Origin of the sequence: Streptomyces sp. NPDC021012, from assembly GCF_044333355.1 — a bacterium.
Taxonomy (GTDB): domain Bacteria; phylum Actinomycetota; class Actinomycetes; order Streptomycetales; family Streptomycetaceae; genus Streptomyces.
The window spans coordinates 79,017-100,586 of record NZ_JBIRQU010000001.1 but is presented as its reverse complement, the minus strand read 5'-3'; the positions used below and the strand labels follow the sequence as shown (position 1 = coordinate 100,586).

Genomic DNA, 21,570 nt, shown 5'->3' with positions numbered 1-21,570 from the left:
GGAGAACGCTTACTCACGCGACCGCGGTTCCCGGAGCCCCGTACCCTGGTACCGCTATGACTAAGACTCCTCTCCGCGTCCTCGCCGCCATGTCGGGCGGAGTGGACTCCGCCGTCGCCGCCGCCCGCGCCGCCGAAGCCGGTCACGACGTCACCGGCGTGCACCTGGCCCTCTCCGCCAACCCGCAGTCCTTCCGTACGGGAGCGCGCGGCTGTTGCACGATCGAGGACTCGCGCGACGCGCGCCGGGCGGCCGACGTCATCGGCATCCCCTTCTACGTGTGGGACCTCGCCGAGCGGTTCCGCGAGGACGTCGTCGACGACTTCGTCGCCGAGTACGAGGCGGGCCGCACGCCCAACCCGTGCCTGCGCTGCAACGAGAAGATCAAGTTCGCGGCGCTCCTCGACAAGGCCCTCGCCCTCGGCTTCGACGCGGTCTGCACCGGCCACTACGCGACCGTCGTCCTCAACGAGGACGGCACCCGCGAGCTGCACCGGGCCTCCGACATGGCCAAGGACCAGTCGTACGTCCTCGGCGTGCTCGACGAGAAGCAGCTCGCCCACGCCATGTTCCCGCTCGGCGACACCCTCACCACCAAGGACGAGATCCGCGCGGAGGCCGAGCGGCGCGGGCTCGCGGTCGCGAAGAAGCCCGACAGCCACGACATCTGCTTCATCGCCGACGGCGACACGCAGGGCTTCCTCGCCGCCCGCCTGGGCAAGGCGGAGGGCGACATCGTCGACGAGGCCGGGACGAAGATCGGCAGCCACGAGGGCGCGTACGGCTTCACCATCGGCCAGCGCAAGGGCCTGCGGATCGGCCACCCGGCCGCGGACGGCAAGCCCCGCTACGTCCTCGACATCTCGCCCGTGAACAACACCGTCACCGTCGGCCCCGCCGAGGCCCTCGACGTCACCGCCCTCACCGCCATCAAGCCCCGCTGGTGCGGCACCGCCCCCGAGGGCCCGGGCCGCTTCACCGCCCAGCTCCGCGCCCACGGCGACGAGACGCCGGTGAGCGCCTCCATGGAGGACGGCGAGCTGAAGGTCACCTTCGACGCGCCCGTCCGCGGCGTCGCCCCCGGCCAGGCGATCGTCCTGTACGACGGCACGCGCGTGGTGGGCTCGGCGACGATCGCGACCACGACGCGGCGCACGGCCGCGCCCGCCTAGAAACGCCCGTCGCCTAGACCGGCCCGTCGAGGAACTCCTGCAGGACCGGGGCCAGCACGTGCGGGGCCACCTCGTGCGTCTGGCCCGTCAGGGTGCGGTGCCGGGCCCGGGGGAGGGCCGCCGACAGGGCGCGGGCCGCCTGCCGGGTCGCCACCGGGCTGGCGCCGCCGTCGACGACCAGCACGCGCGCGTGGACCGCCCGGGCGAGCCCGTCCGCGAGCGGCTCCGGCTCGTAGACCGACACCGCGCCCACCGGCAGCCCGGCCGCCGCCCCCGCGAGCGCGAGGGCCCCGCCCGTCTCCGTGCCGTGCACGGCCGCGCCCGGTCCCGCCGCCTCCAGGACGGCCGCCAGGTCCTCGATCTCCCGCTCCACCAGGGCCGGACCGCGCCGCTCGTACGTCACGACGGAGAACCGCCGGGCGAGCAGCCCCGCGAGGGCCCGCCCGCCGCCGGCCGCGCCGCCCACCAGCACGACGGCCGGCCCGTCCCCGTACCGCTCGTACGCGATCTCCGTGCCGTCCCGCGACACCACACGACCCCTGCTCACCACGTCCATGGCAGGGCAGACCGGGGCCGTGACGGAAACTCATCGCCGCCCGCCGGACCTCTTTCGCGACCCCCTACGGTGGGGCCATGAACATCTGCGTCTTCCTCTCCGCCGCCGACCTCGACGAGCGCTACACGTCCGCCGCCCGTGACTTCGCCACCCGCCTCGGCAAGACCGGTCACACCCTCGTCTGGGGCGGCTCCGACACCGGCCTCATGAAGGTCGTCGCGGACGGCGTCCAGGAGGCCGGCGGCAGGCTGGTGGGCGTCTCCGTCGACTTCCTCGCCCACAAGGCCCGCCCGAACGCCGACCAGATGGTCATCGCCGGCGACCTGGCCGAGCGCAAGGCGCTGCTCCTCGCCAAGTCCGACGCCGTCGTCGTCATGGTCGGCGGCACGGGCACCCTCGACGAGGCCACCGAGATCCTGGAACTGAAGAAGCACGGCAAGCACACCAAGCCGGTCGTCCTCCTCAACACGGCCGGCTTCTACGACGGCCTCAAGGCCCAGTTCCACCGCATGGAGACCGAGGGCTTCCTCCCCCGCCCCCTCTCCGAGCTCGTCTTCTTCGCCGAGGACGGCCCGACGGCCCTCGCCCACCTGGAGGCGGAGATCGCCTCCCGCTGATGCGAGCATGGTGACCATGGCTACTCATGTGATCACCGGAGCCGGTTCCGGCATCGGCGCGGCCGTCGCGCGCCGCCTGCACGCGCGCGGGGACGAGCTCGTGCTGCACGCGCGCGACGCGGGGCGGGCGAAGGAGCTCGCCGCGCAGTTCCCGGGGGCGCGGACGCTCGTCGGGGACCTGGCGGACCCGGACCGGCTGTCGTGGGCGTTCTCGCACCAGAGCCTTCCGGACCGGGTGGACGGTCTGCTGCACATCGCGGGGGTCGTCGACCTCGGGCCGGTCGGGGAGCTGACCCCGAAGACCTGGCACCACCAGCTGAACGTCAACCTGGTGGCGCCGGCCGAGCTGACCCGGCACTTCCTGCCCCAGCTGCGGGTCTCGCAGGGGCACGTCGTGTTCGTGAACTCGGGGGCCGGGCTCAACGCGCATGCGGAGTGGGGCGCGTACGCCGCCTCCAAGCACGGGCTCAAGGCCCTCGCGGACTCGCTGCGCCACGAGGAGCACGCCAACGGCGTGCGGGTCACCTCGGTCTACCCGGGCCGCACCGCCAGCCCGATGCAGGCGAAGGTCCACCAGCAGGAGGGCAAGGAGTACGACCCGTCCCGCTGGATCGACCCCGAGTCCGTCGCGACGGCGATCGTCACCGCGATCGACCTGCCGCGCGACGCCGAGATCAACGACCTCACCGTGCGTCCGGGGCGGTAGGCGTGGACGACATGAAGCTGTTCGGCCCGGCCACCGGGGTCGGGTCCCTGCCCGGGGGCGACGCCCGCGAGGCCGCCAAGACGGTCACCGGGTCCTTCGAGGACTTCCCGTTCCTCGCGGAGCTGCCCGCGCGCGGCCCCGGCGCCGACATGATCGGCCGGACCCTCGGGATGCTCGTCGACCTGTACGCGCACGTGGAGCCGAGCGGTTGGCGGATCAGCGACCGGCCGGGCCGCGACACCAAGCGGGCCCGCTCCTGGCTGGGGGAGGACCTGGACGCCCTGGAGGAGTTCACCCAGGGGTACGAGGGTCCGCTCAAGGTCCAGGCGGTGGGCCCGTGGACGCTCGCCGCCGCCCTGGAGCTGCGGGGCGGCGAGGCCGCCCTCGGCGACGCGGGCGCGTGCCGCGATCTGGCCGCGTCCCTCGCCGAGGGGCTCCGCGAGCACCTCGCGGAGCTCTCCAAGCGGGTTCCCGGGGCGCGGATCGTGCTCCAGCTCGACGAGCCCTCGCTCATCGCCGTGCTGCGCGGGCAGATCCGTACCGCCAGCGGCTACCGCACCCACCGGGCCGTCGACCGGCAGGTCGTGGAGAGCGCCCTGCGGGACGTCATGGGCGTCCACGACGGGCCGGTGATCGTCCATTCCTGCGCGCCCGACGTGCCGTTCGCGCTGCTGCGGCGCGCGGGCGCGGCGGGCATCTCGTTCGATTTCTCGCTTCTCACCGAACGTGACGAGGAGCCGATCGGCGAGGCCGTGGAGGCCGGGACGAAGCTCTTCGCCGGTGTGGTGCCGTCCACCGACACGGCATTGTCAGACCCGGGCGGTAGCGTCATGGGTGTCAGGACGCTGTGGCGCAGGCTGGGGCTGAATCCGGGGGCTCTCGCGGAGTCCGTGGTCGTCACGCCCACGTGCGGTCTGGCGGGTGCTTCGCCCGCCTATGCCCGGGCGGCGCTCGCCCACTGCGTCAGAGCGGCACGGTCGCTCGCGGACAACCCTGAGTAACGGAGGACGAAACGGTGGCAGTCGAACAGGGGGCCCTGCCCGCCCAGGCACGGGAGAAGCACGCCGAGCTGGCCGAGCAGGTCGAGGAGCACCGCTTCCGGTACTACGTGAAGGACCAGCCGGTCATCAGCGACGGCGAGTTCGACAAGCTCCTGCGCGCGCTCGAAGCGCTGGAGGAGGAGTATCCGGAGCTGCGGACGCCGGACTCGCCGACCCAGAAGGTCGCCGGGCAGTACGAGACCGACTTCACCGCCGTCCAGCACCGGGAGCGGATGCTCTCCCTGGACAACGCCTTCGACGAGGAGGAGCTCGCCACCTGGGCCGAGCGCGTCGCGCGGGACGTCGGCACGCCCGACTTCCACTACCTGTGCGAGCTCAAGGTCGACGGCCTCGCCGTGAACCTGACGTACGAGCACGGGCGGCTGACCCGCGCCGCCACCCGCGGCGACGGCCGCACCGGCGAGGACATCACGCCCAACGTCCGGACGATCGCCGACATCCCGGAGCGCCTCAAGGGCGACCGCATCCCGGAGCTCGTGGAGATCCGCGGCGAGGTCTACTTCCCGATGGAGGCCTTCGAGGGGCTCAACGCCCGTCTGGTGGAGGCCGGTGACAAGCCCTTCGCCAACCCGCGGAACGCGGCGGCGGGTTCGCTCCGGCAGAAGGACCCGAAGGTCACCGCCTCCCGCCCGCTCCACATGGTGGTGCACGGCATCGGCGCCCGCGAGGGCTTCGAGATCTCCCGGCTCTCGGAGACGTACGAGCTGCTGCACGAGTGGGGCCTGCCCACCGCCCGGCACAACAAGGTCGTCGACTCCCTCGACGGAGTGCGGGAGTTCATCGCGTACTTCGGGGAGAACCGGCACTCCGTGGAGCACGAGATCGACGGCGTCGTCGTCAAGCTCGACGAGATCCCCCTCCAGGGCCGTCTCGGCTCCACCGCGCGCGCCCCGCGCTGGGCGATCGCCTGGAAGTACGCGCCGGAGGAGGTCAACACCAAGCTGGTCGACATCAAGGTCGGCGTCGGCCGCACCGGCCGCGTCACGCCGTACGCGCAGGTCGAACCGGTGACCGTGGCCGGCTCCGAGGTCGAGTTCGCGACCCTCCACAACCAGGAGGTCGTGAAGGCCAAGGGCGTGCTGATCGGCGACACCGTCGTGCTGCGCAAGGCCGGGGACGTGATCCCGGAGATCCTCGGGCCCGTCGCCGACCTGCGGGACGGCACCGAGCGGGAGTTCGTGATGCCCGCCGAGTGCCCCGAGTGCGGGACGCCGCTGAAGGCGATGAAGGAGGGCGACATCGACCTCCGCTGCCCGAACGCCCGGACGTGCCCGGCGCAGCTGCGCGAGCGGCTCTTCTTCCTGGCCGGGCGGCAGTGCCTCGACATCGAGAACTTCGGCGCGGTGGCGGCGGCGGCCCTGACCCGCCCCCTGGAGCCCGCCGAGCCGCCGCTCGTGGACGAGGGCGACCTCTTCGACCTCACCATCGAGCAGCTGCTCCCGATCAAGGCGTACGTCCTCGACCCGGACAGCGGGCTGCCCAAGCGGGACCCGAAGACCGGCGAGGAGAAGATCGTCACGGTCTTCGCCAACCAGAAGGGCGAGCCGAAGAAGAACGCGCTGGCGATGCTGGAGAACATCGCGGCGGCCAGGACCCGCCCGCTCGCCCGCTTCATCAACGGGCTCTCCATCCGGCACGTCGGGCCGGTCGCGGCCGAGGCGCTGGCCCGCGAGTTCCGCTCCCTGGAGCGGATCGAGCAGGCGAGCGAGGAGGAGCTCGCGGCCGTCGACGGCGTCGGCGGGATCATCGCGGCCGCCGTGAAGCAGTGGTTCTCGGAGGAGTGGCACCGCGAGATCGTGCGCAAGTGGCGCGAGGCCGGAGTGAGCCTGGAGGACGAAGGGGCAGGAGAGGACGAAGGGCCGCGTCCGCTGGAAGGGCTGACGGTCGTGGTGACCGGCACCCTGGAGAAGTTCACCAGGGATGGCGCAAAAGAGTCGCTCCAGCGGCTCGGGGCGAAGGTGACCGGTTCCGTTTCGAAGAAGACCTCCTTCGTCGTGGTGGGTGAAAACCCTGGTTCGAAGTACGACAAGGCGATGCAGCTGAAGGTTCCGGTTCTCGACGAGGGGGGCTTCTCCGTCCTGCTCGAACAGGGACCCGAGGCGGCCCGGGAGGCCGCGGTGCCCGTCGCCGAGTAGCCCCCGGAGCCCTGCGGAAGCTCACCCGTTCGGCGCATACCAGATCGTTACGGGTGGGCTGGTCGCATTCGGGCAAGAGAGGGAGAGCGCTGCCCGTCGGAGCCCTCGGCGGCCTAGTGTGGTGACCGTGCGTCCAGTCCTGCACGCCCGCGCGAGGGCTCTGCCGGTCATGGCGTCAGGACAACGGACCCGTGCCTCCGGGACGGTCGCCCGCCGGCGGCCGGGCGCCGGACGACGGACGGGGCCGGACGACGGTACGGCCGCGCAGGACGCGGCCCATCGCACACCGACGGCACCGCCGCCTGTGAGAGGGACGGGAATGGAACCGACCGAGAGCGCCGCCCCGGTCCCACGGCCGCAGGGCCGTGTGGTCCCCCTGGGCTTCCCCTCCCGGCTGCCCGCAGCCGTGGTGGGCATCGCCGCCGTCGTGCTCGCCGCCGGGCTCCAGCGAGCCCTGAGCGCCGGCCACGGACTCTTCCCCGGCGGCGCCGCCGGCTGGTCCCTCGCCGTCCTCACCGGCCTCATCGTCGGCCACCTGGTCGCCCTCGGCCGGGACCGCTGGTGGGGCGGCACCGGCTCCGGCGCCGCCCTCACCCTCGCCGTCCTCCTGCTGTACGGCTGGGTGCCCGCCGGACTCGTCTCGCTGACCGTCGTCGCCCTCGTCGGCGCCGCCCGCCACCACCGCTGGCGCCAGAGCCTGCTGCACGGCGCCGCCGACGTCCTCGGGGTCGGCGCCGCCGCCCTCCTCCTCGCCCTCTTCGGAGACGTACCGACCGTCGAACAGCCCTGGCACCCCCTCGGCTGGACCATCGGCGACCTCCCGGAGGTCGTCCTCGCCGCCGGTACCTACCTCGCGGTCACCCGCCTCCTCCTGTGGTACACGCTCGCCCCCCAGGGCCGCGGACTGCCCACCATCGCCCGCACCGCCCTCCTGCGGCAGGGCCTCGTCGCCGTCGCCCTGCTCGGCATCGCCCCGCTCATCTGCGTCGTCGCCGCCACCCGGCCGGTCCTCCTGCCGCTCTTCGCCGTCCCCCTCATCGCCCTCGACTCCACCCTCTGGATCGCCCGCGCCCGCGCCGAGGAGCAGCTCCGCGACCCGCTCACCGGGCTCCCCAACCGCCAGTGGCTCCTGGAGCGGGCCTGGACCGCCCTGGAGGAGGCCGAGGGCGAAGGCGCCCGCGCCGCCCTCGTCCTCATCGACCTCGACCGCTTCCGCTCCGTCAACGACACCCTCGGGCACCTCGCGGGCGACCGGCTGCTCCTCCAGATCGCCGAACGGCTCCGCCTCGCCCTGCCCCGCGGCGCCGAGGCCGCCCGCCTCGGCGGCGACGAGTTCGCCGTCCTGCTGCCCACCTGCGACTCCACCACCAGCGCCCAGCGGGTCGCCCGCCACCTCGTCGCCGAGCTCTCCTCCCCGCTCGACCTCGACGGGCTCACCCTCGTCCTGGAGGCCAGCGCCGGCGTCGCCGTCTTCCCCGACCACGCCCTGGACGCCGAGGGCCTGCTGCGCCGCGCCGACGTCGCCATGTACCAGGCCAAGCGCGACCGCACCGGCGTCGAGGTCTACGAGTCCAAGCGCGACTCCAACACCCCCGACCGGCTCGGCCTCCTCGGCGACCTCCGCCGCGCCCTCGACGCCGGCGAGGTCGAACTCCACTACCAGCCCAAGGTCCGCTTCGACGGCCAGGTCGCCGGCCTCGAAGCCCTCGTCCGCTGGGTCCACCCCGAGCGCGGCAAGGTCCCGCCGGACGAGTTCATCGCCATCGCCGAGTCCTCCGGCCTCATGCCCCACCTCACCGAGTACGTCCTGGAGACCGCCCTCGCCCAGGTCGCCCGCTGGCGCGCCCAGGGCCTCAACGTCCCGGTCGCCGTCAACGTCTCGCCGCGCGACGTCCACACCCCCGGCTTCGCCGGAGCCGTCGCCGCCCGCCTCGCCCGCCACGGCGTCCCGGCCGGCGCCCTCCAGCTGGAGATAACGGAGCACGTGCTCCTGGAGGACCCCCAGCGGGCCGCCGACACGCTGAACGGCCTCACCGGCCACGGCGTCAAGATGTCCCTGGACGACTTCGGCACCGGCTACTCCTCCCTCGTCCACCTGCGCCGCCTGCCCGTCAGCGAGCTGAAGATCGACCGCTCGTTCGTGGCGCGGCTCGCCGTCGACACCGAGGACGCCGAGATCGTCCGCTGCACCGTCGACCTCGCCCACTCCCTCGGCCTCCTCGTCGTCGCCGAGGGCGTCGAGGACGACGAGACCTGGGAGCGCCTGCGCGACCTGGGCTGCGACGCCGTCCAGGGCTGGCTGGTCGCCGCCGCCATGCCGCCCGGCGAGGCCACCGCCTGGCTCCTCGCCCGCGGCGAGCACGGCTGGCGCCGCCCCGCCGACATCGCCGCCCAGGTCGACCTGGACCACCCTTCGGGCCAGGTCGTCCAATGACCCACCCCTGACTTACCCCCTCCCGGGGCAAACCGTTTAACGGGCAGCGGCACCGGCGCCATAGGATGGTCCGACACCATCAAGCTCACCCCGTGAGGAACCGCATGCCTGGCATCACGCGCGAGGAGGTCGCCCACCTCGCACGGCTGGCGCGTCTGGAGCTGAAGGGCGAAGAACTCGATCACTTCGCCGGTCAGCTGGACGACATCATCGGCGCGGTCGCCCGCGTCGCCGAGGTCGCCGACCAAGACGTACCGCCGACCTCCCACCCGCTGCCGCTGACCAATGTCATGCGCGCGGACGAGGTCCGTCCGTCGCTCACCCCCGAGCAGGCGCTCTCCGGCGCCCCGGCCCAGGAGCAGCAGCGTTTCAAGGTGCCGCAGATCCTGGGGGAGGACTAAGAAGTCATGACGGACAACACCATCATCAAGCTCACCGCGGCCGAGATCGCCGGGAAGATCGCCGCCGGCGAGCTGACCGCCGTCGAGGTCACCGAGGCCCACCTCGCCCGCATCGAGGCCGTCGACGAGAAGGTCCACGCCTTCCTGCACGTCGACCGCGAGGGCGCCCTCGCCCAGGCCCGTGCCGTCGACGAGAAGCGCGCCCGGGGCGAGAAGCTCGGCCCGCTCGCCGGTGTGCCGCTCGCGCTCAAGGACATCTTCACCACCGTCGGCATGCCGACCACCGTGGGCTCGAAGATGCTCGAGGGCTGGATGCCGCCGTACGACGCGACCCTGGTCAAGAACCTCAAGGCCGCCGACGTCGTCATCCTCGGCAAGACCAACATGGACGAGTTCGCGATGGGCTCCTCCACGGAGAACAGCGCCTACGGCCCGACCGGCAACCCCTGGGACCTCACCCGGATCCCCGGCGGCTCCGGCGGCGGCTCCTCGGCCGCCCTCGCGGCGTACGAGGCCCCGCTCGCCATCGGCACGGACACCGGCGGCTCCATCCGCCAGCCCGCGGCCGTCACCGGCACCGTCGGCGTCAAGCCGACCTACGGCGGCGTCTCCCGCTACGGCATGGTGGCCTTCTCCTCCTCCCTCGACCAGGGCGGCCCCTGCGCCCGTACGGTCCTGGACGCGGCCCTCCTCCACGAGGCGATCGCCGGGCACGACCCGCTCGACTCCACCTCCATCGACGCCCCGGTCCCGCCGGTCGTCGAGGCCGCGCGCAACGGCTCGGTGGCCGGGATGCGCGTCGGCGTCGTCAAGCAGTTCCGCGGCGAGGGCTACCAGGCCGGCGTCGTGCAGCGCTTCGACGAGTCCGTCGAGCTGCTGAAGTCGCTGGGCGCCGAGATCGTCGAGCTGGACTGCCCGACCTTCGACCTCGCGCTCTCCGCGTACTACCTGATCGCGCCGTCGGAGTGCTCCTCCAACCTGGCCCGCTTCGACGCCATGCGCTACGGCCTGCGCGTCGGCGACGACGGCACCCGCTCGGCCGAGGACGTCACCGCCCTCACCCGCGAGGCCGGCTTCGGCGACGAGGTCAAGCGCCGCATCATCCTCGGCACGTACGCGCTCAGCTCCGGCTACTACGACGCGTACTACGGCTCGGCGCAGAAGGTCCGCACCCTCATCACCCGCGAGTTCGAGCAGGCCTTCGAGCAGGTCGACGTGATCGTCTCCCCGACGACCCCGACCACCGCCTTCCCGATCGGCGAGCGCGCCGACGACCCGATGGCGATGTACCTCGCGGACCTGTGCACCATCCCGACCAACCTGGCCGGCAACGCCGCCATGTCGCTGCCCTGCGGCCTCGCGCCCGAGGACGGCCTCCCGGTCGGTCTGCAGATCATCGCCCCCGCCATGAAGGACGACCGGCTGTACAAGGTCGGCGCCGCCGTCGAGGCCGCCTTCGTGGAAAAGTGGGGCCACCCGCTGCTCGAGGAGGCTCCGTCGCTGTGAGTTCCACCAGTGCACTGCAGAAGGCCAAGGGCTTCAAGAAGTCCAAGACCGGTACGTACCTGTCGATGGGCACCACCGCCTTCGGTGCCATCGCCGTGACGAAGCAGATCAAGAAGGCCCGCGCCGAGCACGACACGCTCAAGCTCGTCGACGCGGTCGTGTCCGCCGCCGCCATCGTCACCGGCCTCGCCATCCTGTACCGCGAGCTGAAGCGGCTCGGCGACGACGACGTCCTGCTGGGCTGAGAGGGAAGTTCCACCGTGACTGTCACTGAACTGCTGTCGTACGAAGCGGCGCTCGCCGAGTACGACCCCGTCATGGGCCTGGAGGTCCATGTCGAGCTCGGCACCAAGACGAAGATGTTCTGCGGCTGCTCCACCGAGCTGGGCGCGGAGCCGAACTCGCAGACCTGCCCGACCTGCCTCGGCCTGCCCGGCTCCCTGCCGGTGGTCAACGCGATCGGCGTCGAGTCCGCCATCAAGATCGGCCTCGCGCTGAACTGCGAGATCGCCGAGTGGTGCCGCTTCGCCCGGAAGAACTACTTCTATCCGGACATGCCGAAGAACTTCCAGACCTCCCAGTACGACGAGCCGATCGCCTTCAACGGCTACCTGGACGTCCAGCTGGAGGACGGCGAGGTCTTCCGCGTGGAGATCGAGCGCGCCCACATGGAGGAGGACACCGGCAAGTCCACCCACATCGGTGGCGCGACCGGCCGCATCCACGGCGCCTCGCACTCGCTGCTCGACTACAACCGCGCCGGCATCCCGCTCATCGAGATCGTCACCAAGCCGATCGAGGGCGCGGGCGAGCGGGCCCCCGAGGTCGCCAAGGCGTACGTCGCCGAGCTGCGCGCGCTCATCCTCGCGCTCGGCGTCTCCGAGGCCCGGATGGACAAGGGCCAGATGCGCTGCGACGTGAACCTGTCGCTGCGCCCGCACGGCACCAAGACCTTCGGCACCCGCTCGGAGACGAAGAACGTCAACTCGCTCCGTTCGGTGGAGCGGGCGGCGCGCTTCGAGATCCAGCGCCACGCGGCCGTCCTCGCCTCCGGCGGGACGATCGTGCAGGAGACCCGTCACTTCCACGAGGACGACGGCTCCACCACCTCCGGCCGCATCAAGGACAACGCCGAGGACTACCGGTACTTCCCGGAGCCCGACCTCGTCCCCGTCGCCCCGGCCCGCGAGTGGGTCGAGGAGCTGCGCGCCGGTCTGCCCGAGCTGCCGCGCGTGCGCCGCAACCGCCTCCGCGAGGAGTGGGGCGTCTCCGAGCACGAGATGCAGTCCATCCTCAACGCGGGCGCGGTCGACGCGATCGTCGCCACCACCGAGGCGGGCGCCGACGCGGCGTCGGCCCGCAAGTGGTGGATGGGCGAGCTCGCCCGCAACGCCAACGAGAAGGGCGTCTCCCTGGAGGAGCTGCCCATCACCCCGGCGGACGTCGCCCGGGTCTCGGCCCTCGTCGCGGCCGGTGACCTCAACGACAAGCTGGCCCGCCAGGTCATCGAGGGCGTCCTCGCCGGCGAGGGCACCCCGGACGAGGTCGTCGAGAAGCGCGGCCTCAAGGTCGTCTCCGACGACGGCGCGCTCGGCACGGCGGTCGACGAGGCCATCGCGGGCAACGCGGCCATCGCCGACAAGATCCGCGGCGGCAAGGTCGCCGCGGTCGGCGCCCTGGTCGGCGCGGTCATGAAGGCCACCCGCGGCCAGGCCGACGCGGCGAAGGTCAAGGACCTGATCCTGGAGAAGCTGGGCGTCAGCGAAGGCTGATCCCGTACGGCTCAAGGGGGTGGCCCCGCACCGGAGTTCCGGTGCGGGGCCGCTTTCGTGCGTGGGCGGGGATCAGAAGCAGGAGACCGACGTCGTCGGCCGCAGCAGCAGGGAGCTGGCCTCGTCGCGCTGACCGATGCCGTTGCCGTCGACGAAGTCGTCCGACAGCTGGTCGTGGCTGACGGAGCTGCCCGGGTTCACGCAGAAGTCGAAGTTCGAGTAGTTGGCGTCCTTGTAGTAGTGGCTCTCGTAGCCGCCGGTGCTGGAGTTGCTGGCCGACCACGAGTTGTCGTTCACGCCGTGCCCGCTGGAGAACACGTCGTCGGTGAAGTTCGGGTCGCTGTTGAAGAAGTTGTGCACGGAGGACCCGATGCTGCCCTCGAAGAGGCAGTGGTAGCCCGCGGGGCAGCTGGGGCCGGCCGAGGCGGTCGAGGCGGTCGCGATGCCGCCGCCCACGAGGAGCGCGGCGGTGGCGGCCACGGTGGCGAACTTCTTGAGCATGGACATGTCAATCTCTCTTTCGTTCCGGGGATTGCCGGGGAACATCCGCTCCTGGGCTCAGGGGCGGAAGACTGTGGTGGTGGCGGGAGGGCTCAGCCGCCCAGCGCCTCGCCTGCCGCCTTGTCCTGGCGGGCCGAGAGCTTCTCGAAGTCCCGGCCGACGTCCGGGTGTTCGTCCAGCCAGCGCTGCTGGACGGCGGCCAGCCGGCGGTACGCCGTGGTCAGGTACCCGGTCTCCGCCTTGCAGCGCACGTCCGCCGCGGCGACGGGGCTGGTCCGCCGCTCCGCCTCCGAGCGCAGGGACGCCTGGACCCGTACGGGATCCTCGGCCTTGACCTTGGCCCGGTCCATGCACTCCCGCCAGCGCGCGGTCGCCGTGCGGAACGCCGGGTCCTTCTCCACGTCCTCGCGCGCCTGCTCCTGCCCCTCGAAGAGCAGGATCCGCACCTGGAGCCAGCGCATCCGGCCGTCGCCGAGCAGCCGCGTCTCCGCCTCGGCCATGCAGCCGTTGCCCGGCCGCGAGACGCCCAGCCGCGCGCCCTTGGCGGTGACCCGCTTGGCCTCGTCGCCGAAGAGGGCCCGTGCGTACGCGGCGGTGGTCTCGGGGCTGCCGGGCTTCGGCGGCGCCTCGGGGGACGCCGAAGGGGCGGTCGCGGGCCGGGGAGCCGTGGACTCGAAGCCGAAGGGCTGCGGGCGCTCCTCGGCGCCCGGGGCCTTGGGCGGGGGGACGGGGGCGTACCGGTAGCCCCGCTCGGCCATGCAGGCGATGGTGATCTTCTGCTGTGCCTCGGCCGCCCGCAGCTGCGGGGTGAAGAGCAGGCCGGTCACGGGCGGCAGCCGGTGCAGCGCGGTCAGCTCGGCGGGGGCCGGGGCCGTCGCCGGTGTCGGGCCCGTCGTCGAAGCCGTTCCCGTACTCGAACATGCGGCGCATCCGGCGAGAACCGCTCCCGCGGCGATGGCGCGGACGAGCTTCGCCAGGGTCTCGGGCATTTTGCGTTCCCCCGTTCTGTTGGTGAGTGAGCCGATCCGAAAACCGAACGGATCAGAGTCTGCGATCACCGGGGGAGTTCCGTGAACTTGCGTGCGCTGGAACGCAATTGCCCTGGTCGGAAGGGGTGGAGATGCTGCGCGTTCACTTCACGGGCGAGGACCTCGGGCGGATCAGGATCGCCACGGGACCCGATCCGATGTGGGAGATGCTGCTGAGCCTGCACCGGCTGCGAAGACGGGATTCGGGCGTGCTCCTGGGCCCGTGGGTGCGCGAGTCGCTGTCCCGGGTGCCCGCGACGACGCGGATGCTGACGGTGCTCACGCCGCCCGTCGGGTACTCGCCGGACTTCCTGACCCCGGCGGTCGGCGGGGGCTTCGCCGACCGTCTGGAGGCGCTGCGCGCCACGCCGTTACGCCAGGTGGTGAACGATCTGACGGAGTTCGGCATCCAGAACCCCGGGCGGCGCCTGCCGACGATCTGCCGCCGGCAGCTGGCGGCCAGGGAGTCCGGGGCGGTGGGCAGGCTGGCCGACGCGGCGCACGCGTACGTCGGCACCGTGCTCGACCCGTTCTGGGAGCGGATCCGGGCGCAGGTGAGCCGCGACCGGGCGCGCCGCATGACGGCGCTCGCGGAGGGAGGCTGGGACGCGGTCCTCCGTACGCTCCATCCGTCGGCGCGCTGGGAGTACCCGGTGCTCCGGATCGCCTTCCCCGTCGAGCAGGACCTCCACCTGGGCGGCCGCGGCCTGCTGCTCCAGCCGTCGTTCTTCTGCCGCCACGCCCCGACGACGTTCGCCGACCCGGCCCTGCCCCCGGTCCTCGTCCACCCGATCGAGCACGAGACCCACTGGGCCACCCCCGAGGCGGGCCCGGCGGACGGACGGGCGCTCGCGGCGCTGATCGGCCCGACACGGGCCGCCCTGCTGGCCGCCCTCGCGGACGGCGACGCGGCGACCGGCGAGCTGGCCCGCCGCGCGGGCACCACCGCGCCCAACGCCAGCCGCCACCTCACGGCCCTGCGGGAAGCGGCGCTGGTCTCCAGCCACCGCCACCGCAACGCGACCCTCCACACGGTCACCGAGCTGGGCCGCGCCTTGCTGGAGGGTCGCAACGTCCCTCTGACCGCCTAGGAGGCCGCCCCGCCGACGAAGGAGCCCCACACGGCCGGGGAGACGCTGAAGACGGGGCTGCTCTCGCCGAGCTTGGAGTCCCGGACGTGCACGGCGGCGGGGTGGGCGGCCACCTCGACGCAGTTGCCACCCTCGTCGCCGCTGTAGCTGGACTTGCGCCAGTCGTAGGCGACTTCGAGGCAGTTCCCACCCTCGCTGCCGCTGTAGCTGGACTTGAACCACGAAAGTGCTGCTGAGCTCATGTCACTCCTGCCAGATGTTCCAGCAGGCCCATGGTGTCCTCGGGTGTCAGGGCCTGTGAGCGCAGCATTCCATACTTGCCCTGGAGGATGCCGACCTCGTCGGGGTCGTCGATGAGGAAGCTCACCCGCTGCCCTTCGATGTAGGCGACGTGCTCGTGGTCGGGTGTTTCCAGGAGCACCATGGGCCCGTCGAGTGCCGCATGCGTGGTCCGCGACTTCGGGATGATCTGGAGGCTGAGGAAGGGGAGTTCGGCCATCTCGCGCAGATGGAGGATCTGCCCGCGCAGCACCTCCCGGCCTCCGATGGCCTTCTCCAGGATGGATTCGTCCAGGAGGAAGGACATCATCGGCGGCCACGGCTTCTGCTCGAAGATCCGCTGGCGGTCGAGCCGGTCGAGCATCCGGTCCTCCACTTCCTGCGGAGTGATCGGCGGATAGAGGCAGTCGAAGACCGCGCGGGCGTACTCGGGGGTCTGGAGCAGTCCCGGGACCACCGCGTTCTCGTACGAGCAGATGCTCAGCGCCTGCGCCTCCAGGTCGATGAACTCCTGCACGAACGCCGGGTACCGCTCCTTCTTCGGCGCCTTCCCGACCGCCACCGCCAGCGCCCCGCCCGTGTTCAGGATGCCGTCCAGCTCACCCGCGAGCCCGAGCCGCAGCGCCCTCCGTCCCTGCTCGATGGAGCCCAGCGTCTCCAGGGCCACGCACGCCTGTGAGGCCAACTGGGGCTGGGTCAGCCCCGCTTGTTTCCGGTAGAGCGCCAGGAGGGCGCCGACCACTTCCCACGAAGGGACCTTCTTCCTGGAGTTCGTGCGACGTTGCATGAGCGGTGCCTTCCCCGCTCCGTACGTGGTCGACGCGCTCGGGACCCGTACAAAGAATTTGTACGGGTCGATGCCCTGGGGCGCGTGGGGCGCGGGACGTCACCGTGGTCGCCATGAGCGACCAACTCCCCCTGTTCCGCGAGGCCTTCTACCGCCGTGAGCGCCGTTCCGTGCCCCTCGCCCGCGACTTCACCCGCAAGGCGCTGGCCGACTGGGGGCTGGACGGGCGTGCGGACGACGTGCTGGTGTGCGTGAGCGAGCTCGCGACCAACGCGCTCCTGCACGGGGTCCCGCCCGGCCGGGGCTACCGGCTCCACCTGTACCTGGAGCGCCCCGGGCCGCTTCGTATCGAGGTGCACGACAGCGGGGACGGGACCCCGGCCGTCCGCGAGCCGTCCGACGAGTCGGGCCGGGGGCTGCTCCTCGTCGAGGCGCTCGCGGACCGGTGGGGTGTGGGGGCGCGCGACCCCGGCAAGATCGTCTGGTGCGAGTTCGCCGTGCCGGGTCTCCAGCCGGTCGGTGTCTCCAGCCGGTCGGTGTCCCCAGGAGCGTGTCCCGGTAGCGGGCAAGCGGCTCCGCTCCCGTGACCGGCGGGTCGGTCGCGGCGGTCCCGCCGGGGCCCGTGTGGGGCTCCGGCGGGGCTCGTGACGTGGCCGGGGAGGCCCGGCTGGTCAGTCGGCCAGGGCGGCGGGCCCTGCTGTCCCGGCGTGGCGGAAGATCTTGCGGAGGTTGACGGCTGTAGGCCTTCCGGCCGGGCTTGGTCCGCAGCTTGCGGGCCATGCGCCCCTTCAGGGCCGCGTCCTTCGGGATGCGTCCGCGTTGCGGGTGCCGGTGTTCTGCGCGGACTGGTCGAGCATGGCGGTGTGGTTCGGTGCGCGGAGGCGTTGCGGGTGACGTCGGCGGCGCGGCCGTGGCTCATCGCCTTGTGCTCGGAGGCGTTGGCTTCGAGTGGATCGCCGGTCACAGAGGCACGCTCCTAGCGGCGCAGGAAGGTTCCGCCGTCGATGACCCAGAGGTTGGCCGGAACCGCGCCGCACTTGACGACTTCGGAGTGCGTTTGGGGGTTGGTCCGGGCCCAGCCGACCCGACGCTGGTGCTGCTCGTCGGTCGGGTAGAAGGTGAGACCGGCCTCGGGGTGCCGGCCCTCCTCGAAGAGGTACGGCTCGCCCCCGAGCGGGGTGACCACGGTCCGTGAGATGGGCCCGGTCACGGTGATGGCACCGTTCCCGTCGACGGTCAGACAGTCGACGTCGAACTCGGCCCGGACGGTGCCGCTCTCCTCGAACACGTGCTGCACCACGACGTGCCCCCGGGTGTGGCCGTCGACCGTACGGGCGCTGACCCGCGCGGTGAGCCGCTCGCCCGGGTTGGGGCCCGGGCCGTGCTCGTTGAGCAGGGTCCAGCCGTGCAGCGCGAGGTGCTGGGCCGGTCGGGGGGCGGCCGGCACGGGCACGGCCGCGGCGGTGCCGGCCGTCCCGGCCGCGAGGGCCACGGCCGCAGTGGTGAGCGCGATGGCGGTGGTGAGCTTTCGCATGGTCGATCCTCGGTGGAGAGAAGGGAGCCGGGGCGTTTCCCGACTGCCTCCAACCTCCCAGCTCGCCCCCGGTCGAGGCCTCCGCCGCAAGGAGGGACCGGCTCCCCCCGGCGGGGGAACCGCTCCTCCTCCGCCCGGCTCATCGAGTGGCGTGTCACCGCGTGTCGCGGCGTGTCGCGTCCACGACGTCGACGGCGAACCCGGCCGCCGTGAACCGCTGCCCCGCCTCGACGGCGAACCCGTGCCGCCCGGCTCGGGGGCCGACTCGATCGCCGCCGACGGCAGGTGCACCCGGGAGGCGGAGTTGCGCTGACTCGCCGCCACGAGCTTGGCGATGTCGAGGTGGTCGGGGTGCTCGTGCGTCACCAGCACCTCGTCGACCCGGTCGAGCGCCTCGGCCGCCGGGAACGTCCCCGGGTCGATCACCAGCACCCGGTCGTCCGCCTCCGGGCGCACACAGGCGTGGCCGTATCCGATCAAATTCATGCGCCCGCTGTGGCCATGGTGGATCGCAAGGCGCACGCGGGTTGCCGGTTACCGGGACACGCTCCTAGCCGGCCAGGAAGGCGAGGAGCCGGCGGACGGCCTCCGCCACCGGGAGGCCGACCTCGCCGACGAGGGCGGCGACCCCGGAGACGGCGCCGAGGGCGCGGCGGAAGGCTCCGGGGGGTGCGGCGTCGCCCTGGCGGATGGTCTCCAGGGAGCTGTCGAGGACCTCGCGGTCCTCGGCGGACACCTGGCCGCGCAAGGTCTCGATGGCGTGGATCACGGCGTCGTGGAGGGCCTGCGGGTCCTGGGCGCCCTGCTGGTTGTGGTCGATGCGGCCGACGGCTCCGTCTCCGGAGGCGTTGTAGAAGTCGCGCATGGTGCCGATGTGGAACTCGCCGTTTCCGGTCACTGTCCTGTCCTTCCCACGCTGCCCGCGCCGGACGCGTTGTAGAAGTCGCGCATGCTGCCGATGTTGTAGGTGACCATCTGCTTGACGAAGCCGGGGAAGTGCGGGTCGTCGATGGCCCGCATGATGTCGCGCACGAGCTCGTGCACCTCGTTCCGGTCCAGGCTGGCCAGCAGGGTGCGCGGGTTTCCCGAGGTCTCGATGACCAGGGCGTAGTACGTCCTCGTGAGCAGGACGGCGAGCAGCTGGAGGAGGAAGGCCGCCACGAGCACGGCCGCGGTGATCCGCACCCCCTGCGTGATCAGTTCCCGGTCGCTGTCCGACACCTCGCCGGACTGGGCGACGGCGAGCGCGGCGACCGCCAGGACCCCCGTGACCAGCAGGGAGGTGAGGAAGCGCCCCACGGCCTTCGCGCGCGGGGGTTTGATCCGGACCGTCGTCGCCCGCGCGATGTTCTGCAGGGGGTACGCCTCGGCCCCGATCCAGAGCACCCGCCTGCTGACCTCGACCTTGATGACTTTGCGTCTGGCCATGCGACATCCCCTCATACGTCGTGGCCGTGCGTCGCGATCAGGATGCTCGCGAACACCGCCGCTCAGCAAGGGAAATCCGTGAGGTGGCTCACACCGCCGTTCCGGCCCGGTCCCGGCCGACCGGGGCCTGACCGGCCGTCGCGTGAGGGGTGCGGTGGACGGCGGGCGTTCGTGGCCGGAAACCGCTTGGATTCGTGTCGAGTTCTGTTGGACGTTCACCATCGCGCCCCCGTTGGGTCTTCTCTCGGTCATCCCGGCTCATTACCGTCCCCGGCGTACCCCCCAATGGCTCGAAGGCGAACCATTGGCCGTCGACTGGAGGTCGGTGTCTTGTCCCCCGAGAAGTCCCCCGAGCTGTCCCGCAGAAGGCTCCTCGCGCTGGGCGGAGGCGCCCTCGGCGTCGCCGCGGCGGGGTCGCTGCTGCCGCCGTCGTTGCAGGCGGCGATGGCCGCGGAGCCGCCCGCCGGGGGGATGTCGGCGGTCCGGCACGTGGTGATCCTGATGCAGGAGAACCGTTCCTTCGACCACTACTTCGGCACCCTCCGGGGCGTCCGCGGATTCGGCGACCGCAACGCGATCGAACTGCCCTCGGGCAAGCCGGTCTTCGAGCAGCCCGCCGCGCCCGGCCGGACCGTGCTGCCCTTCCCGATCCGCGGCGCCGCCGAGGCGCAGCAGAAGGACCTCCAGTACATCGGCGCCCTCGACCACTCCTGGAGCGGCGGCGGCAAGGCCTGGCGGGGCGGCTGGATGGACGGCTGGGTCCCGGCGAAGACCGCCGCCACCATGGCGTACTACGACCGGCAGGACATCCCGCTCCACTACGAGCTCGCCGACACCTTCACCATCTGCGACGCGTACCACTCGTCCATCCACACCTCGACGAGCCCCAACCGGAACCACCTCTGGTCCGGCTGGACCGGCTTCGAGGCCGACGGCAGCCGTGCCGTCAGCAACGCCGCCTACGCGGAGGACACCCACCCCGGCTACGGCTGGCCCACCTACGCCGAGCGGCTCGAAGCCGCCGGGCGGAGCTGGAAGACGTACACCGAGTGGGAGAACTTCACGGACAACAACATCGAGTTCTTCACCAGCTTCAAGAAGATCGCCCGCAAGGCGCTCGCCCTCACCGGCGGGCCCGGGACGGCGGCGCACACCTTCATGGAGTCCTTCTACGCCGCCGTCCGCGACACCGGGGACCTCGCCGAGCGGGCGAGGCTGCTCGGGCTCCTGGAGGAGGGCGTCGCGACCCTCACCGACGCCGAGCGCTCCCTCTTCGAGCGCGGGCTCCGCCGCGTCGAGTCCGGCACCCTCGCCGACGCCTTCCGCGCGGACGTCGCCGCCGGCACCCTCCCCGAGGTCTCCTACCTCGTGCCCTCCGCGATCGACTCCGAGCACCCCGGCTCCTCCTCGCCGATCGCCTCCGCGACCCTCGTCTACAAGGTGCTCGACGCCCTCGGCGCGCACCCGGACGTCTGGCGCCACACCGTCGTCCTGATCAACTACGACGAGAACGACGGCTTCTTCGACCACGTGCCGCCGCCGGTCCCGCCCGCCGACGACACGGACGAGCGGTGGAAGGGCCTGCCGACCGGCCTCGGCGTCCGCGTCCCGCTGCTCGTCGTCTCCCCGTGGTCGGTCGGCGGCTACGTCTGCTCCGAGACCTTCGACCACACCTCGGTGATCCGCTTCCTGGAGCGGCTCACCGGCATCGAGGAGCCCAACATCACGCCGTGGCGCCGGGCCGTCACCGGTGACCTCACCTCCGCCTTCGACTTCCGGCGGACCCGGCGGCAGCCGCCCGTCGAGCAGCCCGGCCCGGTGCCGCCCTTCACCGGGCGCTGGCGGCCCCAGCCGCCGGCCGTGCAGCGGATGCCCGTCCAGGAGCCCGGGGTCCGCCCCGCGCGCCCGCTGCCGTACCAGCCGGACGCCTCCGCGACGACCGGTGCCGGTGCCGTGACGGTCGCGCTGAGCAACCGGGGGAAGGCGAGCGCGCACTTCGCGCTCTACCCGTACGCGGGGGAGTACGCCGTCCCGCAGCACCAGGACGTCAGGGGGGAGGGGGAGTGGACCGTCCCCGTTCCGGGTGATCGTTACCGGTTCACGGTCACCGGCCCCAACGGCTTCCGGCGCGAGTTCGAGGGCCCCGCGACCGGCGGCGCCGAGCTGGCCTCCCGGATCGACCACGAGGACCGTGACCTGCACCTCACCGTGCGGAACACCGGGCAGGCCCCCGTCTCCTTCACCGTCCGGCCGCTCGGGTACGTCGACGAGGACGACCTCGCCGACTGGACCCGCACGGTCACCGTGAAGCCCGGGAAGACCCGTACCGTCGTCCACTCCGCCGCCGACGCGCACGGCTGGTACGACGTCGAGGTGACCGCACCGGGCGGCTTCCGCCGCAGGCTCATGGGCCACATCGAGAACGGCCGGCCGAGCGTCTCCGGCTGAGGACCGCGCGGGGCCGGGGGCAGGACCCCCGGCCCCGCGACCTGCCCTGTGAGGATCGCCACGAAACGGGCAAACGATCACGTTTGGCTGTAACAGTGGGGCGCGAGCACAGAT

22 protein-coding genes and 1 pseudogene are annotated in these 21,570 nt (G+C 72.2%); 14 read left to right on the top strand and 9 right to left on the bottom strand.

Annotated elements, in window-relative coordinates:
• Positions 1-56: 56 nt before the first annotated feature.
• Positions 57-1,172 carry a tRNA 2-thiouridine(34) synthase MnmA gene (gene mnmA / locus ACH4TP_RS00480; RefSeq protein WP_389231994.1) on the top strand — a complete coding sequence of 372 codons (1,116 nt, stop codon included), beginning with the start codon at positions 57-59 and terminating at the stop codon, positions 1,170-1,172.
• Positions 1,173-1,185: 13 nt separating this feature from the next.
• On the opposite strand, the gene ACH4TP_RS00475 is transcribed toward mnmA, so the two are convergent.
• A complete protein-coding gene (locus ACH4TP_RS00475) occupies positions 1,186-1,728 on the bottom strand; it encodes an alpha/beta fold hydrolase (RefSeq protein ID WP_389231997.1) in 543 nt (180 codons plus the stop codon).
• 77 nt (positions 1,729-1,805) lie between these two features.
• Between ACH4TP_RS00475 and ACH4TP_RS00470 the strand changes: the two genes are divergently transcribed.
• The 9 genes from ACH4TP_RS00470 to gatB all read left to right on the top strand — a co-directional run bounded on the left by ACH4TP_RS00470 (position 1,806) and on the right by gatB (position 12,360).
• A complete protein-coding gene (locus tag ACH4TP_RS00470; protein ID WP_398435024.1) occupies positions 1,806-2,345 on the top strand; it encodes a TIGR00730 family Rossman fold protein in 540 nt (179 codons plus the stop codon).
• A gap of 7 nt (positions 2,346-2,352) precedes the next feature.
• Positions 2,353-3,051 carry an SDR family oxidoreductase gene (locus ACH4TP_RS00465; protein ID WP_398189436.1) on the top strand — a complete coding sequence of 233 codons (699 nt, stop codon included), beginning with the start codon at positions 2,353-2,355 and terminating at the stop codon, positions 3,049-3,051.
• 11 nt (positions 3,052-3,062) lie between these two features.
• A complete protein-coding gene (locus tag ACH4TP_RS00460) occupies positions 3,063-4,052 on the top strand; it encodes a methionine synthase (RefSeq protein WP_389232544.1) in 990 nt (329 codons plus the stop codon).
• Between the two features lie 14 nt (positions 4,053-4,066).
• A complete protein-coding gene (gene ligA, locus ACH4TP_RS00455; protein ID WP_398435023.1) occupies positions 4,067-6,247 on the top strand; it encodes an NAD-dependent DNA ligase LigA in 2,181 nt (726 codons plus the stop codon).
• A gap of 319 nt (positions 6,248-6,566) precedes the next feature.
• Complete coding sequence (locus ACH4TP_RS00450) at positions 6,567-8,681, top strand: putative bifunctional diguanylate cyclase/phosphodiesterase (RefSeq protein ID WP_389232018.1); 2,115 nt, start codon at positions 6,567-6,569, stop codon at positions 8,679-8,681.
• A gap of 104 nt (positions 8,682-8,785) precedes the next feature.
• Positions 8,786-9,082, top strand: coding sequence for an Asp-tRNA(Asn)/Glu-tRNA(Gln) amidotransferase subunit GatC (gatC, locus tag ACH4TP_RS00445; RefSeq protein WP_318102946.1), 297 nt, complete (start codon positions 8,786-8,788; stop codon positions 9,080-9,082).
• Between the two features lie 6 nt (positions 9,083-9,088).
• Entirely contained in the window at positions 9,089-10,588 is a 1,500-nt protein-coding gene (gatA, locus tag ACH4TP_RS00440) for an Asp-tRNA(Asn)/Glu-tRNA(Gln) amidotransferase subunit GatA (protein WP_389232020.1), read from the top strand.
• On the top strand, positions 10,585-10,833 hold the full coding sequence (locus ACH4TP_RS00435) for a hypothetical protein (protein ID WP_078908511.1): 249 nt from the start codon (positions 10,585-10,587) through the stop codon (positions 10,831-10,833). Before gatA ends, ACH4TP_RS00435 begins: the two co-directional genes overlap by 4 nt.
• 15 nt (positions 10,834-10,848) lie before the next feature.
• On the top strand, positions 10,849-12,360 hold the full coding sequence (gene gatB, locus ACH4TP_RS00430) for an Asp-tRNA(Asn)/Glu-tRNA(Gln) amidotransferase subunit GatB (RefSeq protein WP_389232023.1): 1,512 nt from the start codon (positions 10,849-10,851) through the stop codon (positions 12,358-12,360).
• A 72-nt stretch (positions 12,361-12,432) separates the two neighbouring features.
• Here the strand turns inward: gatB and ACH4TP_RS00425 are convergent, their stop codons facing one another.
• Positions 12,433-12,867 (bottom strand): hypothetical protein, encoded by a 435-nt coding sequence (locus tag ACH4TP_RS00425; RefSeq protein WP_398435020.1) that lies wholly within the window; start codon positions 12,865-12,867, stop codon positions 12,433-12,435.
• 86 nt (positions 12,868-12,953) lie between these two features.
• Complete coding sequence (locus ACH4TP_RS00420) at positions 12,954-13,850, bottom strand: hypothetical protein (RefSeq protein WP_389232029.1); 897 nt, start codon at positions 13,848-13,850, stop codon at positions 12,954-12,956.
• A 131-nt stretch (positions 13,851-13,981) separates the two neighbouring features.
• Here ACH4TP_RS00420 and ACH4TP_RS00415 point away from each other — a divergent pair, with 131 nt between their 5' ends.
• The gene (locus ACH4TP_RS00415) at positions 13,982-14,980 is read left to right on the top strand and encodes an ArsR/SmtB family transcription factor (protein ID WP_389232032.1); all 999 of its coding nucleotides are present in this window, start codon (positions 13,982-13,984) and stop codon (positions 14,978-14,980) included.
• Here ACH4TP_RS00415 and ACH4TP_RS00410 read toward each other — a convergent pair.
• Complete coding sequence (locus ACH4TP_RS00410) at positions 14,977-15,222, bottom strand: DUF397 domain-containing protein (protein WP_398435019.1); 246 nt, start codon at positions 15,220-15,222, stop codon at positions 14,977-14,979. The two genes, ACH4TP_RS00415 and ACH4TP_RS00410, sit on opposite strands and share 4 nt — an antisense overlap.
• The gene (locus ACH4TP_RS00405; protein ID WP_398435017.1) at positions 15,219-16,046 is read right to left on the bottom strand and encodes a Scr1 family TA system antitoxin-like transcriptional regulator; all 828 of its coding nucleotides are present in this window, start codon (positions 16,044-16,046) and stop codon (positions 15,219-15,221) included. The genes ACH4TP_RS00410 and ACH4TP_RS00405 overlap by 4 nt, the downstream gene beginning before the upstream one ends.
• A 113-nt stretch (positions 16,047-16,159) precedes the next feature.
• On the opposite strand from ACH4TP_RS00405, the gene ACH4TP_RS00400 reads away from it, so the two are divergent.
• Positions 16,160-16,633, top strand: a complete 474-nt coding sequence (locus ACH4TP_RS00400) for an ATP-binding protein (protein ID WP_389232041.1) — start codon at positions 16,160-16,162, stop codon at positions 16,631-16,633.
• Positions 16,634-17,022: 389 nt separating this feature from the next.
• On the opposite strand, the gene ACH4TP_RS00395 is transcribed toward ACH4TP_RS00400, so the two are convergent.
• The gene (locus tag ACH4TP_RS00395; protein WP_398189811.1) at positions 17,023-17,580 is read right to left on the bottom strand and encodes a hypothetical protein; all 558 of its coding nucleotides are present in this window, start codon (positions 17,578-17,580) and stop codon (positions 17,023-17,025) included.
• Positions 17,581-17,731: 151 nt separating this feature from the next.
• Between ACH4TP_RS00395 and ACH4TP_RS00390 the strand changes: the two genes are divergently transcribed.
• Positions 17,732-17,893, top strand: coding sequence for a hypothetical protein (locus tag ACH4TP_RS00390; protein ID WP_398435797.1), 162 nt, complete (start codon positions 17,732-17,734; stop codon positions 17,891-17,893).
• A gap of 23 nt (positions 17,894-17,916) precedes the next feature.
• Here ACH4TP_RS00390 and ACH4TP_RS00385 read toward each other — a convergent pair.
• From ACH4TP_RS00385 to ACH4TP_RS00375, 3 genes and pseudogenes are all read right to left on the bottom strand, one after another.
• Positions 17,917-18,066, bottom strand: a pseudogene (locus tag ACH4TP_RS00385) (MBL fold metallo-hydrolase); the annotation flags it as partial.
• Between the two features lie 64 nt (positions 18,067-18,130).
• The gene (locus tag ACH4TP_RS00380) at positions 18,131-18,478 is read right to left on the bottom strand and encodes a hypothetical protein (protein WP_398189460.1); all 348 of its coding nucleotides are present in this window, start codon (positions 18,476-18,478) and stop codon (positions 18,131-18,133) included.
• The gene (locus ACH4TP_RS00375) at positions 18,475-19,008 is read right to left on the bottom strand and encodes a DUF6232 family protein (protein WP_398435015.1); all 534 of its coding nucleotides are present in this window, start codon (positions 19,006-19,008) and stop codon (positions 18,475-18,477) included. Before ACH4TP_RS00375 ends, ACH4TP_RS00380 begins: the two co-directional genes overlap by 4 nt.
• Positions 19,009-19,338: 330 nt before the next feature.
• Between ACH4TP_RS00375 and ACH4TP_RS00370 the strand changes: the two genes are divergently transcribed.
• A complete protein-coding gene (locus ACH4TP_RS00370; RefSeq protein WP_398435014.1) occupies positions 19,339-21,456 on the top strand; it encodes a phosphocholine-specific phospholipase C in 2,118 nt (705 codons plus the stop codon).
• Positions 21,457-21,570: the final 114 nt, after the last annotated feature.